The sequence below is a fragment of the Mucilaginibacter sp. PAMC 26640 genome, assembly GCA_001596135.1.
Classification (GTDB): domain Bacteria; phylum Bacteroidota; class Bacteroidia; order Sphingobacteriales; family Sphingobacteriaceae; genus Mucilaginibacter.
In genome coordinates this window covers 2034476-2048615 of record CP014773.1, presented here as the reverse complement: position 1 = coordinate 2048615, position 14140 = coordinate 2034476, and the positions used below count along the sequence as shown (strand labels likewise).

The 14140-nt window shown below is 44.1% G+C and carries 13 protein-coding genes and 1 pseudogene; 4 read left to right on the top strand and 10 right to left on the bottom strand.

Going from position 1 to position 14140, the window contains the following annotated elements:
* Window positions 1-89: 89 nt before the first annotated feature.
* Window positions 90-905 (top strand): hypothetical protein, encoded by an 816-nt coding sequence (locus A0256_08820; GenBank protein ID AMR31522.1) that lies wholly within the window; start codon window positions 90-92, stop codon window positions 903-905.
* Window positions 906-935: 30 nt separating this feature from the next.
* On the opposite strand, the gene A0256_08815 is transcribed toward A0256_08820, so the two are convergent.
* Window positions 936-2039, bottom strand: coding sequence for a PAS domain-containing sensor histidine kinase (locus tag A0256_08815; protein AMR31521.1), 1104 nt, complete (start codon window positions 2037-2039; stop codon window positions 936-938).
* A 407-nt stretch (window positions 2040-2446) separates the two neighbouring features.
* On the opposite strand from A0256_08815, the pseudogene A0256_08810 reads away from it, so the two are divergent.
* Window positions 2447-2866: pseudogene (locus A0256_08810) on the top strand (two-component sensor histidine kinase).
* Window positions 2867-3130: 264 nt separating this feature from the next.
* Here the strand turns inward: A0256_08810 and A0256_08805 are convergent.
* The 4 genes from A0256_08805 to A0256_08790 all read right to left on the bottom strand — a co-directional run bounded on the left by A0256_08805 (window position 3131) and on the right by A0256_08790 (window position 7068).
* The gene (locus tag A0256_08805) at window positions 3131-3637 is read right to left on the bottom strand and encodes a transcriptional regulator (protein AMR31520.1); all 507 of its coding nucleotides are present in this window, start codon (window positions 3635-3637) and stop codon (window positions 3131-3133) included.
* 166 nt (window positions 3638-3803) lie between these two features.
* Window positions 3804-4139 carry a hypothetical protein gene (locus tag A0256_08800; GenBank protein AMR31519.1) on the bottom strand — a complete coding sequence of 112 codons (336 nt, stop codon included), beginning with the start codon at window positions 4137-4139 and terminating at the stop codon, window positions 3804-3806.
* Between the two features lie 80 nt (window positions 4140-4219).
* Window positions 4220-5719: a deoxyribodipyrimidine photolyase gene (locus A0256_08795; protein ID AMR31518.1), complete on the bottom strand. Its 1500-nt coding sequence runs from the start codon at window positions 5717-5719 to the stop codon at window positions 4220-4222.
* Window positions 5720-6246: 527 nt separating this feature from the next.
* Entirely contained in the window at window positions 6247-7068 is an 822-nt protein-coding gene (locus A0256_08790) for a hypothetical protein (GenBank protein ID AMR31517.1), read from the bottom strand.
* Between the two features lie 162 nt (window positions 7069-7230).
* On the opposite strand from A0256_08790, the gene A0256_08785 reads away from it, so the two are divergent.
* Both A0256_08785 and A0256_08780 read left to right on the top strand, forming a co-directional pair.
* The gene (locus A0256_08785) at window positions 7231-8319 is read left to right on the top strand and encodes a hypothetical protein (GenBank protein AMR31516.1); all 1089 of its coding nucleotides are present in this window, start codon (window positions 7231-7233) and stop codon (window positions 8317-8319) included.
* A complete protein-coding gene (locus tag A0256_08780; GenBank protein ID AMR31515.1) occupies window positions 8316-9026 on the top strand; it encodes a hypothetical protein in 711 nt (236 codons plus the stop codon). Before A0256_08785 ends, A0256_08780 begins: the two co-directional genes overlap by 4 nt.
* 132 nt (window positions 9027-9158) lie before the next feature.
* On the opposite strand, the gene A0256_08775 is transcribed toward A0256_08780, so the two are convergent.
* From A0256_08775 to A0256_08755, 5 genes are read right to left on the bottom strand one after another with little or no spacing between them, the layout of a single operon-like run.
* Window positions 9159-10178: an L-asparaginase 1 gene (locus tag A0256_08775; protein ID AMR31514.1), complete on the bottom strand. Its 1020-nt coding sequence runs from the start codon at window positions 10176-10178 to the stop codon at window positions 9159-9161.
* Between the two features lie 31 nt (window positions 10179-10209).
* On the bottom strand, window positions 10210-10977 hold the full coding sequence (locus A0256_08770) for a hydrolase TatD (protein ID AMR31513.1): 768 nt from the start codon (window positions 10975-10977) through the stop codon (window positions 10210-10212).
* Between the two features lie 46 nt (window positions 10978-11023).
* On the bottom strand, window positions 11024-12007 hold the full coding sequence (locus tag A0256_08765; protein ID AMR31512.1) for a peptidylprolyl isomerase: 984 nt from the start codon (window positions 12005-12007) through the stop codon (window positions 11024-11026).
* A gap of 49 nt (window positions 12008-12056) precedes the next feature.
* Window positions 12057-13019, bottom strand: a complete 963-nt coding sequence (locus tag A0256_08760; GenBank protein ID AMR31511.1) for a hypothetical protein — start codon at window positions 13017-13019, stop codon at window positions 12057-12059.
* Window positions 13020-13041: 22 nt separating this feature from the next.
* The gene (locus A0256_08755) at window positions 13042-14052 is read right to left on the bottom strand and encodes an exopolyphosphatase (GenBank protein ID AMR31510.1); all 1011 of its coding nucleotides are present in this window, start codon (window positions 14050-14052) and stop codon (window positions 13042-13044) included.
* Window positions 14053-14140 lie beyond the last annotated feature (88 nt).

Genomic DNA, 14140 nt, shown 5'->3' with positions numbered 1-14140 from the left:
ATCGGTGGCTTATGATAACCTGAAGCGACTCGCCAATTAATATGGCGGGCCTACCTTTACCTAGTCCTTTATCCCGGGACGCTGCATAGATGGAGGCACTATCAATATCCAAAGAGGATTTCTGCAAAGCGGCAGGTATTGGCAATTCGCCCTTCAGTGGCCTGGCCAGCTTTTTTATGCGGATCTTGAAGATCAATGCCTTCAACCAGATGATGGCGGATGCAAAAAGTTTGAAAGGTGTCGCATTTACCGATCACCTGCTTAAAACCCTTGGCGTTACGTTGGTGATCGATGAGGCCGACCTCCTCAACATTCCGCAGGATGGCGCCTTTGTATCCATCTCCAATCACCCTTATGGCGCAATAGAATCGCTGGCTTTGTTGAGCATCCTGGTTAAAAAAAGACCGGAAACCATGTTTATGGGTAATTTCCTGCTAAAAAAGGTGCCTAACCTGGCGGACCATATCATCGCAGTAAACCCTTTTGAGAACATTAAAGATTCATCCAGCATCAGTGGTTTAAAAACAACCCTGTCTGTTCTGAAACAGGGAACACCCGTAGCTATTTTCCCTGCGGGTGAAGTATCTAATTACTGCCTGAAACAGAAACAGATCACTGATAAAGAATGGCACCCGGTAGTAGGGAAAATCATCAAAAAGGCAGACCAACCGGTATTACCTGTTTATTTCCACGGCAACAATGGCCTTTGGTTTAGTTTGATGCGGTACATTCACCCGTCCCTGCAAACTATTTTGTTGTTTTCCCAATTGTTTAATAAAAAAGGGCACCGGTTGCAGATTAAAATAGGCAGGCCAATTACCCCCTCTGCAATCCCGGAAACGGATAATATCCAACTGCTGGGATACCTAAGAGAGAAGATCTATGAAATGGGTACCAATCTTTAAAACTGATTAAACTTTGGCTGTTATACAGGGTTAATCCCTAAAGGCTATGGTAAAACTGGCCCCCTTATTTAATTCGCTATCGATAGAAATGTGACCACCAAGGCTGCTAACATGGTTGTAAACCAGGTAAAGCCCAATACCTTTACTATCAATCGTTTCATCACTGTGGAATTTTTGATTAAAGCCAAATACCCTATCCTTAACTTTCTCCATATCGAACCCCTGCCCTTCGTCGCTATAGATTAACCTGCTTACATTATTGTGCCGGCAGGATGTTATGGTAATAATGGGTGTTTTATTGGGCCTGGTATATTTCACGGAATTGGTGATCAGGTTAAGAAAAACGCTTTCGAGATACACCTTGTTGAATTTGACCGATGGCTGTTCCTCAAAATTGATAATGAATACTGCTTTGGTATCTTTTACTAAAGAGTTAACGGAGCTTAATACAGCGTTGAGCGACTCTGCAAGGTCTACCTGCTCTACTGCTACACTGAGCATATTACGTTTCGTCAGCGCGTCAACATAACCGTTTAACGTACTATGCAGATTATCTGTTGCTGATTTAAGCATCTCTACAAATTCCAACGTCTCACGATCCTTAATTTTACCCATATCTAACATTTTAAACACCGTGAGCAGGTTACTTACCGGCGACCGCAGATCATGTGAGGTGGTGTAGGTAAGTTGTTTCAAGTCGTTATTGGTTTGCGTTAAACTGGCAATCACCAAATTCCGGTCTTCTTCCTGTTTCTTTTTATGGGTGATGTTTTTGGCAATGGCAAATACAAGCTGCTGTTCATCAATCGGCATTGAGGTCCAGGATAGCCAAATGATCTCACCACTTTTGGTGATGTATCTATTCTCAAAATTGAGCAGCGGTTTATTATTGGTAAGGCTATCGCGGTTTTTGGCCGTTATTTGCTGATCTTCCGGGTGCACAAAGGTGTTAATTGGTGCCGAAAAAAGTTCCTCTGTGGTATAGCCGAGCACCTTAGATACCGTTGGGTTTATTCTTTTAAAATAGCCATCATAACCCGCAATACACAAAATATCCGGCGAGCTCTCAAAGAAAAGCTCGAGGTTGTAGTGATCAGTTGCGTTCCCTGCGCTATTAAATACAGCAGCTTCCATAGGTGTGGATGTTAAAAAGGATCCGGGTTGCTATTACAAGCTTTAAACCCGGGGGTGCATCCTGTAACATATTAATACGCATAAGGTGTTACAACAGTTGTGTTTATTTGATAATCAGGTAGTACTACTTGATTATCAAATTATATTTTAACTAAATTTTATCGACTTCAAAAGCTTTTACCTTACCTATTAATTTAACTAATAACTTAATCGTAATAATAAATTTAATTACCCTGCAACTACTGCCCTTATTATATTTTATTAATAGGATGTGTAAACATATAAAGTTATTTTTAGTACAATAAGATAGTCGCCCAGTTACGCTTTCTCCCCAAAAGCATAATTTGCAAAAAACGACTTTCCGTATATTCTTTCCGTTTACATTTTTGCCGCTACAAAATAAAACTATGCCCCAATCAGAAGACCTGCTTACAGCAAATAAAAAACTCGCGCTGCAAAACGAAGAAAGAGAAAAACGCGCAGCTGAGCTGATCATAGCCAATACCGAACTTGCCTATCAAAACAAGGAAAAAGAAGAGCGGGCTGCCGAGCTGGCAATTGCTAACAAAGAATTGGCTTATCAGAACCAGGAAAAAGAAAAGCGGGCTGCAGAACTGATCATTGCCAACCGCGAGCTGGAATTTCAAAACAAGGAGAAAGAAGCACGTGCTGCCGAATTACTTATTGCAAATGCCGAGCTGGCTTTTCAGAATAAGGAAAAAGAGGCCCGGGCTGCCGAACTGCTTATCGCCAATGCCGAACTCACTTACCAAAACCAGGAAAAGGAAAAGCGGGCGCTTGAATTGGTACAAGCGTACCAGGAACTTAAAAGGGCTGAAGAATATTTAAAGGGCTACGTTAAAAATATGGAAGAAATGATGTTTATCACATCACATAAAGTACGACAGCCTGTTGCAAACATTTTAGGCATTGTAAGCATTTTAGAAGGTTTTATAGATTCACCTTTCCAATTGAAGAAGATGGTGGTGTACTTAAAAAAGTCTGCCAAATCGCTTGATGAATTCATCATGGAGCTCAGCACATTTATTACAAATATGGATAAAAAAACAAAGGATATTTAGGCGAAAAACTTATTTGAAAATCTTGAAGATCGATTTCCAGAACCAGTTCTCTTCTGCCTTCAGCATGGTTTCCAGTGTTTTATCCACGTTTTTAGCCAGTTTGTTAATATCTGTCACCGACTTATGGAAGGTTTTGTAGGCTTCGTCCTTAACGTCGCCTTCCACCTTCGTCAATTCGTCGAGGATTTTAATGATGGGATCCAGTTCTCGCTTACGGCGTTCTTTAGCCACCTGCCGGGCAATGTTCCAGGTATCTTTATCAGCAAAAAAGTATTCCTTACGTTCGCCTGCCCGGTGTTCCTTCTCCACCAGCCCCCAGCTCATTAAATCACGCAGGGTCATGTTAGCATTACCACGGGAAATCTTCAATTCTTCCATAATCTCTTCGGTAGTTAAAGCCTCCGGGGAAAGCAAAAGCAATGCATGCACCTGAGCCATCGTGCGGTTAACACCCCACTCCGAACCCAACTTGCCCCAAGCTTCAATAAATTTGCCCTTTGCCTCTGGTAATTGCATCTACAAATATAACTATGTTTTTAAACTTTCAAAACATATTGAAAATAAACAAATTGGCAAGAATAAATTATGACGATTGAAGGATTGTTCGATTGCGCAGGTTATTTTGCCCATCGCAATACTTTGCTTATTTAACAGGGATTACAAACCCATTAAAGCGATTCGCCTAAAGATGTACCAGTTGCGCTATAACATCCGCAGGGCCGCCTGCTTCACCTTTCATGTTCACCTGGTCGAAATAATTGTGCCAGCCGGAGCCTGTTACCAGGGCCTCAAACGACTTTGCCAACTCATCGGTAGGGAATTTCCATATCGCAAAAAAATCATACCCCAACCTATTAACGGTAGCTACATCATTTGATGCCCAGGTTACTACTTCAACACCCATGGCGGTTAATTGCTGTATCGCAGGACCCAACTGGGCCATATAAGCTGTGCGTTCGTCAATACTGAGATCTAGCCAGGCCTTTTTGGCAGACCATATTTCTATATAAAACTTCATTTGTTTAGGGTTTTTAATTGGTATGCAATAGTACTCATTTAAAGGTAATTAAATAACTGACGTTTTTTTTGCACAGCCAGTTAGCCCCTGTCCAATTCCATCAAAAACTTTTCGGCGGTGTTCAAATGCCTGCTGCGCTTTTCTTCAGGCATCTTATCAAAGGTTTTGACCAACATTCCAAGCCTTGGGTTTTGCAGGAAAAAATTGCGGTGTACGTGCATAAATCTCCAAAAAAGCCCGTCCCATATCTCCTGCCACGGGCCTTTTTGCCAATCGCCCATTTTAATAAGGTAATTACTCCCGCTGATGTAGGGCTTGGTGGTCATTAAGCCGCCGTCGGCAAATTGGGTCATCCCGTAAGTATTGGGTACCATCACCCAATCGTAAGCATCTATGTACATTTCCATAAACCAGCGGTAAACCTCATGCGGGTCAAACTCGCAGAGCAACATAAAGTTGCCCATCACCATCAACCGCTCTATATGGTGCGAATAGCCGGTGTGCAAGGCTTTTTTGATTACGGTATCTACTGGCAATATTCCTGTTTCACCTTTCCAGAAAGTAGCGGGAATTTTACGCGTGAACCCCCAGTAGTTCCGGGTGCGCTGTTTCACATGCTCGCGTTCGTACACAATATGGATAAACTCGCGCCAGCCCATTATTTGGCGAATGAAACCTTCCAAAGAATTCATTGGCACATCGCTTTCTGTCGCTATTTGCAAGGCCCTTTCGATAATTTGCTGCGGATTCAGCAACCCAATGTTCAGCATTGGGGTAAGTACCGAATGGTACAAAAAACTCTCGCGGGCTACCATGGCATCCTCATAGATCCCAAAGTTGCCGAATCGATGCGAAAGGAAATTATTTAGCCACTCTTCTGCCTCCTTGTGGCTGACCGGGTAAAAACCACCTAAATTGCCAAAGGGCGATGATGTGGTACCATAATTATCCGGGTAATGCTGATCAACCCATTCGGCGCCCTCGGTTACGTAGGAGTTTTTACCCGGCACATCGGGCAGAGGTACCGCCCCGTTCTTAGGAAATTTCAGCCGGTTCTCGGTATCGAAGGTCCACTTACCACCAATGGGTTTGCCGTCGGGCTCCAATAGAATCTTGCGCTGTTTGCGCTGTTGGGTATAAAAGTCAGTTTGGAAATAGGTTTTCCGCCCGTCGAAATAGTCGCTTACTTCTTCAGCAGTGTTGAGCCAATTAGGACTACGATATTTGGCTAATTGCATGTTGTGTTTTGCGCAGGCACTATCCAGTCGGCTCTCCAGCCAGTCATCGGCTAGGTGGGCATAGTGAATGGCTGAAAGTTTTTGTGCGGCAAGATGCGGTATCAGTTCACGAATATCGGAAAGTGGATCTGTCGCCTCAATATAATGCACCGCAATGCCCTGACCCGCCAACCGATCTGCATAGCATTTCATAGCCGCACGGTGCAGCAGCAGCTTCTTTTTGTGGAAAGTATATTGATTAAAAAAGAGCCATTCCTCTACCAGGTAAACCGGCCGGTCTGCTTTTACTGCAGGATGTTTTTCAAAAAGCTGGTGAGGGAAGATAATGGTGATAGCAGCCATGCGAACACAACATCGCCGGAGGAAGATTGTTTATCGAATAAAGGCTGCCCCAACTTCTGCTAACCCTCTTTACAGAAGGTAAATCGGGTCGGGCAGCGACAGCGAACCCCGACCCGCTCCAACTTCTCTTAACCCTCTTTACCGAAGGTAAAGCGGGTCGGGCAGCGACAGCGAACCCCGACCCTCTCCAACTTCTTCTAACCCTCTTTACCGAAGGTAAAGCGGGTCGGGCAGCGACAGCGAACTCCGACCCACTCCAACTTCTCCTAACCCTCTTTACGGAAGGTAGAGAGGGTCGGACAGCGACAGCGAACCCTGACCCGCTCGAACTTCTCCTAACCCTCTTTACCGAAGGTAGAGAGGGTCGGGCAGCGACAGCGAACCCGGGGTGAGTCCCCTCTGCGAGCAACAATCAGCACCTTTATGGCTTGTTCGGGCTTGTTCGGGCTTGTTTGTACATGTTTACACAAGTTTAATATCGCGAACACGAACAAGCATCCTGGAATATTACAGCGAAATTCCTTTCATTAATTCGCCTTCGGGGAGATATCAACCGCTGAAGCCGGCATCTTTACCTTGTAACGATACATGCCGGCAAAAGCATCTTCTTCCTTTAAAAACTCATGGCTTTTTTTACTTATCCAGAAAGTTTCGGTAGCATGGCGGCCGCCGTTATCGCTTTCATTGAAAAGCATCCAGCAATCTACTTTTTGATTATCCAGCGTAGCGATCACCTCACTGCCGATTACTTTGTAAAGAATAAACTCTGGCTTGCTGTAGCCGGCATCGTAAAAGTTAATAGCAAAGGTTTTGCCGGCAGCAAGGGGCAGCATTTCAAAGGTTTCGATGTCCAGGTTCCAGTTAAAGCAGGGTGCGGTAAAATCAAGCGCAAATGCTTTTTGGGTATTGATGGCAACCGTATCGGCACCCGTTATCCTTTTATCGAACCAGTTAAAGGACTTATTTTTCCCATTAACCGTTTCGGAATGATAGACCGGACCGAAATCTTTCAGCCTGTTAACCGAGTACACCGTACGATAACTCATGGTATCGCTGCCATACCAGTGCTGCGTAGTGGCATATACCTTTTGGCCTGCTTGTGTTTCAATTTTGGTATCGCGCAGCCAAAGCCAAAACCGCAGTGTTTTAGGGCTTTTAGGGGTTTTAAAATAAACCAGGTATTGGCGCATACCGGGTTTCAGTGTAGCGGTATTGAGGCGCTTATCGGCCATCCGGATGGTATCTGCCTGGGCCGACGCAAGCCTGGGTTGTGCCGATAAAAAAAGGGTAAACAGCAAAGCGGCTATTAGCGCAGGGATCGTACAATTGGTATAGATACAGTTTTTCATTTTTATATTTTTGATTGACGGCAAATTTGCCCGTTACGTCCCCTCCCAAAAAATACGTTCAACCGATTGCACGATTTATTCTGCCAAGAGTCCTTAACATTCAACGTCTTTTTAAAGCTACAATAGAATGCCATTGATGCAACTGTTGAAGAAAAGCTACTGTTGAAGGGAGAATTTCCCGGCTTTGTTGAAAGAAATGGTACCAGATCAAAAAGCTTTGTACTTTTAAGCATGAAATTGTTCACCGGTAAACTCAGCGCGTTGCAACTCCAGCAAATGGTATGGGTATCGGTATTCATCGTCATCCTGCTGTCGTTATTGCCGATGGATGGCATTGGCCAGGCATTTACCTATGCCATCATTTATACTTTTTTCTACGCAGTTATCATTTATGGTCATATTAATTGGCTGTTTCCTAAACTTTACCAAAAAGGGCGAATAGTTGCATATGTGTTAGCGGTTGTTCTTTTCCTGCTTGCCGTGGGCCTGGTGAAAGGCTTTATTACCCTAACTATTTACAATGCATGGTTCGCCAAACAACCGGAAGTAATGAGCATGAAAGCCATGTTTAGCTTTGTAGTTGGCGGGATCCTCATCTTTCTGCTCAGTTTTATTTTCCGCATCGCGATCGCCTATTTTGAATTGAAAAGGCAGCAAGATGATATCATCACCCAAAAAACACAAGCCGAGCTGGACCTTTTAAAGTCGCAGGTGCAGCCACACTTCCTGTTCAACACCCTCAACAATATCTATTACGAAGCCTACCTGGAGGCGCCGCGAACGGCAGCGCTGATTGAACAACTAGCTGATATTATGCGGTATTTTGTAGATGAAAGCCCAAAAAAGCTGGTAAAGGTTACCACAGAAATCGGTTTCATTGAAAACTATATTGCGCTGGAGCAAATTCGCATTAAACATACTATCGACCTTACCTTTACAAAAACATGCGACGATAACCTCAGCATCCCACCCATGCTGCTGATGACTTTTGTAGAGAATGTATTTAAGCACGGGATAGATAAATCGAGCACTCAAAATAAGGTAGAAATAGCGCTAAGGCAGATCAACGGGAGGTTGTTGTTCGTCGCAAAAAACACCATGCCACAAACACTATTAAAACCAGCTTCAACAGGGTTCGGCATTAAGAACTTACGTAAGCGGCTTATGCTACTTTACAATGAAGATTTTGAATTACTTACCGAAATTAAAGGCGATATTTACTTGGCCAGTTTAAATATACCGCTAAAATGAATTTGAAGTGCATTATTATAGACGACGAGCCTAATGCTGCTAATCTGCTGGAGGTGCTTATTGGCCAAACAACCGGCTGGCAATTACTGGGTAAATGCTACAACGCGCTAGAGGCACTGGATTTTTTAAAGAAGCAAACAGTAGACTTTATTTTCCTCGATATAAATATGCCGTACCTAACGGGCATGGAACTGGCGGGACTACTACCGCGGGATACAAAAATTGTATTTACTACTGCTTATGCCGAACACGCGGCCGATAGCTATAGCTACCAAACGATAGACTACCTATTGAAGCCGATTACGCTGAAAAGATTCCTGGCAGCCACCCAAAAGATTGAGGCGAATTTCGGCAAACCGGCATCAACATCTGCTACGCAAAATAAACCCGATGCAGATTACTTCTTTTTCAAAACAGGCAAAATACTAAGGAAGATCCTGATGGATGAAGTGCTGTATTTTGAGGGTGAAAAGGAATATGTGCGACTAGTAAGCGGCACCGAAGAATTGCTGATATACCGCAGGCTGAAGGACATTGAAGAACAGTTACCCAAGCCATTTGTAAGGGTGCACAATTCCTACATCGTTAATACCAGCCGGCTTAACAAGATCCAGGATAATCACATTTATATTGGCAGCAAGCAGATCCCGGTTGGAGATAAGTTCCGGGAGGTATTTATGGGGCTGATCAGAGAGCGGATATTTTAAAGGTTTGTTTGCTAAATGAAATACGTAATTGCGATGAATAAAACCTTATCAAAGCGTTGCAACTTAGCCGCTGCTGGTGCGCCGATATTTACTTTTGCCCTCGCAATTACGGATCGAAATTTTTGGCTCGGCCTAAGATTCTGTCAACTCTCCACGTAAATCTTTTTCCAAACAACGCCTAACTTCCTGAGGATCGTCTATCTCGCCTAGCAGGTACATCATTTTGGTTACGGCGGCTTCAAAAGTCATGTCGAATCCGCTGGCTACGCCCATATCTTTCAGCTCCCTACTGGTTTCGTAACGGCCCAGCTCTACGGTACCCACTTTACATTGAGAGATATCCAGTACAACCTTACCTGCATCGATCGCATTTTTCAGCAGATCGATAAACCATTGGTCGGTAGTAGTATTGCCGGCACCAAAGGTTTCCATTACAATACCGCGCACGTCTGCACCCAATATGGTTTCTACCACCTTCGCGCTAATGCCTGGGTACAGTTTAAGCACTGCAACATCGCTCACCAAATTGTTATGGATCTTCAACGGGCCTTCTCCCGGCTGGCGGATTTCGTTTGCGGCAAAGCGCAAGTGTACGCCGGACTCAGCCAGGATAGGATAATTTGGCGACCGGAACGCCTCGAATTTTGAAGAATTATATTTAAATGCACGGTTACCGCGGAAGAGTTTGTAATCAAAATAGATACACACCTCGGGCACGCGCGCCTTATCGTTCTTTTTAGCTTTAGCAATTTCTATTGCCGTCATCAGGTTTTCCTTGGCATCTGTACGTACGGCGCTGATTGGGAGCTGGGAGCCCGTAAAGATTACCGGCTTATCCAAATTCTGCAGCATAAAGCTCAGGGCAGAGGCTGTAAAAGCCATTGTATCCGATCCATGCAGGATCACGAAACCGTCAACATCATTGTAATTAGCTTCTATCAAACCGGCCAGTTCGCTCCAAACTGCCGGGTTCATATTTGATGAATCGATTATCTGTTCGAACGAATGCACCTTTATTTTGCAGTTGAGCTTTTCCAGCTCAGGCACATTGTCCATTATCTGCTCAAAATTTATTGGTACAAGTACTTTAGTAACAGGGTCGGCCATCATACCGATTGTCCCCCCGGTGTAGATGATCAGAATTTGGCTCATCGGTCAGATTTATGCGTTTTTCAATAATAAATTAAACCCCGAAAACCTTTTTTGAATTTTCGGTAGTAATACGGGCTACTTCTGTAAAACTAATGTTATACAGGTCTGCAACCTTTTGGGCTATGTAAGTTAAATAAGAGCTTTCGTTAGGTTTGCCGCGATACGGAACAGGCGAAAGATACGGAGAATCGGTTTCTAAAACCACATGATTTAAATCAATTTGCGGTAAGATTTTATCCAGTCCGCCGTTTTTATAAGTCACCACCCCCCCGATGCCAAGGTAAAAACCAAGGTCAATCACACTTTGGGCCTGCTCCAGCGATCCGCCAAAGCAATGGAAGATGCCGCGCAAATCGTCTCCACGCTCCTCCTGCAGTACCTGGTATACCTCATTAAAGGCATCCCGGCAATGAATTACAATGGGCAAACGCAATTCCTTAGCCCATTTAATCTGCAATTTAAAAGCATGGATCTGTTCGGTTAAAAAGCTTTTATCCCAATACAGATCAATCCCTATTTCGCCAATGGCATAAATAGGATGTTTGTGCAGTGCGGGTTGCATTAGCGCCAGTTCGTGCGCCCAGTTCTCTTTTACCGAACACGGGTGCAGCCCCAGCATGCCAAAGCAATTAGCTGGGTAGGCTTCCAGCAGATCATTCATCATCGGGATAGAAGCGGCGTCAACATTGGGCAGAAATAAGCGTTCCACACCGCTATCTAAACAACGCTGCATCAAAGCGGCGCGCTTAATATCATCCGCCTCGTAATATAAATGGGTATGCGTATCGGTTAATACCATGCTGCAAAAATAAAAAAGCCTCCGGGTGAGAAGGCTTTTGCTTGGATTAATTTTTCTTTTTAACTGCGTTTCGTTTTTTGGTTACCGCGCCTCTACCTTTTTTGGCAGTAACACGGGTAGCTTTGGATGCGAGTCGCTTTGCGGGCGTAACTTTTACCAGTTCTACATCAAAAACAAGTGTACTAAACGGCGGAATGCCCGGACCGGAACCCTGCTCTCCATAACCCAGTGCAGATGGAATAATAAAGGTTGCTTTTGTGCCTTCGTTCAACAAGAGTAAACCTTCGTCCCAGCCACGAATCACTTTACTCATTCCTACAGGGAATGCAATTGGCTCATAGGGGCGGTTAGGATTTTCAACCCCGGCTGCAGCTGCCACCGATTTGATGCTGGTATCAAATAGTTTTCCATCCAGCGTGCGGCCGGCATAATTTACTTTTACTGAATCGCCGCTAAGTGGTTTTACACCCTTCCCCTGCTGCGTAATCACATAACGCAAGCCTGACGGGGTGGTTTTCATCACCAGTTTATGTTCTTTAACATAGGCCTCGGCCAACATCGTTTCCTGTGCTTTTACCTTTGCCATTGCTGCGTTGCGTTCCGCAATCGCCTCGGCTATGGTTTGCACCTTCTCCACCTTTACTTTGTAAACAATATTGCCGCCGGCTTTTAAAAATGCCGGGCGCTGATCTTCGTGCCCTTTGAAGATAGAATCTACAGGTACTTTAACAATGGCGCTATCGCCGGCAGTTAGCAATGGCATTACATCCATCAGGTCGCCAACATTGCGGGATGGCTGGATCTGAACTTTAACCGCCTGCCCCATTTTAAAGCTGCTGAACAGCAGCGAGTCACTTTCCGTGCGTTGCTCAACATTGAAGGTAACCACATCGCTTTGTTTGATTTTTTCGCCCGGGTTTTGTTTAATTACCTGGCATTGCACACCGTTTGGTAAGCGTTGGGTTGTTTGTGCATTGGCATTCACTGCAAATGCAGCCAGCGCTAGTAGGGTATAAAAAGTTTTCTTCATAATAAAAAAGCCTCCCGCATAACGCGGAAGGCTATAAAATATTTTTCAATTATCTCATTGCAGGTGGCTGCGGTGCTGTTGTTTTAGGTGCGTTAGGGTTTGGGTGAATAATATCAACCAACTCTAATGTAAATACTACAGGTGCAAAAGCCGGGATCATTGGCGGCGCGCCTTGTTCGCCCCAACCTAAAGAGGATGGAATAAGCAATGTTGCCTGGCTGCCTTTGTTTAACAATAACAAGCCTTCTTCCCAACCCTTTATTACGCCACCCTGGCCAACAGGAACACGAAGTGGTGCATACTGACGACGCGGATCAATAGGCATTTTGTTGGCGGTTGCCGCTTTTACAGCTTCTTCTTTAATGCTGCTATCAAACACCTTACCGTTTTTCATTAATTTACCGGTGTAGTTTACAACGGCTGTATCGCCATTTGCAATTTTTTCGCCGGTGCCTGGTTTTGTGATCTGGTAGGAAAGGCCGGATGCAGTAGTTGATACCGTCATTTTGTTATCGTCGGCATATTTTTTGATTTTAGCCAGTTCTTCTTTTTTGATAACTTCTGATTGCCCTTTTACAAATTCAGAAATGCGGCCCTGGAATACAACCTCGCTCAGGCTTCCGCGCGGAATAACTTTTTCTACTTTAACAGTGTAAATAAGATATTTACCTTTTAAGCCCGGTGGCTTAGGTTGCCCTTTTTTGAAGATGGTATCCAAATTCATTTTAAATACAGCGCTGTCGCCTTCGCTCATTAACAAAAAGCCAGTGGTTACATCACCTTTTTTCTGAACTTTCGGCATCAACGTCTGGATAGGGTGCCCCATCTCATAAGTGCTGTTGATAACCGAATCACCTTCAGTTTTAAGTACCAAGTTCAGGCTTAAAAAGTCGCCTGTTTTTATTGTAGGGCCCGATTTATCGGTAACGATGTCATACAACAAACCGCCTTCGGCCTGTTTAAATCCACCTTTGCAACTTGCTAATCCTAAGGCAGCAATCGCAACAATCATTAGGTTCTTCCTCATTTTTATTTTACTGTATTAATAGTTTTTTATATTCTGGTAATATCGATTTAAATTCTGCTACAACTGCTTCAAGAGGTTTATCAGACTGCCCCCCGGCTGCATTGCGGTGACCGCCACCGCTGAAATATTTTTTACAAATCTCATTGGCCGGAAACTCCGCTTTGCTGCGTAAAGATAGTTTTACCATATCGGTACGCTCCACAATAAAAGCAGCCAACCTAATGCTGCCCATAGAAAGTGCGTAATTAACAATTCCTTCCGTATCGCCTGTGTTTACATCAAACATAGCAAGATCGGTTTTACTAACGGCAATAATAGCTGTATTGTACTCGGGTAGTATCTCAAGGCAATTGGCCAGGCAATGCCCTAAAAACCGCAGCCGGTTTTCTGATGCGCTGTTATAGATCAATTCATGAATGCGCCAGTTTACTGCGCCGGCATCAATCAGCTCGGCAACAATGCGGTGAACATCAGATGTAGTATTTGGCAAACGGAAAGATGCCGAATCGGTAAGGATGCCTGTATATAAGCAGGTGGCCACATCTTTGTCTATATATTCTTTATGATTTAGTTCATTTGCAATAAAGGTATACACTAATTGGGCAGTTGCACAGGCACCAATGTTCCAGTAGCGGTAATCATCAAAATCCTGAGGCTCCAGGTGATGATCTATCATCACCTTATAAGCTTTACTTTCGCCAACCAGCACACCCATCTGGTTAATGCGGGTTAGGCTGTTAAAATCCAGACAAAAAATAATAGCCGCATCAGCAATCAGGGTGGCTGCCTTTTCAGACTCCTCAGTGTAGATCATCACCTCCTCGTTACCCGGCATCCAGTTTAAAAAGTCGGGATAATCGGTAGGAGCAATCACCTGCGCATGGTGGCCGAGTTGTATGAGGTAGTTATACAAACCTAAAGAAGAACCCATGGCATCGCCATCTGGTTTATGATGCGTTGTAATAACTATTTTTTGGGGCTGAGCTAAAAGTTCTGCAAGCGAGGCTAAATCCAACATCAATTTTTAAAAGAAGCTGCAAAGCTAAATAAATTAATTAAATACAAACACCTTATTTGAGGGTAAAAGCTTTATGTTTCAGTTGGAA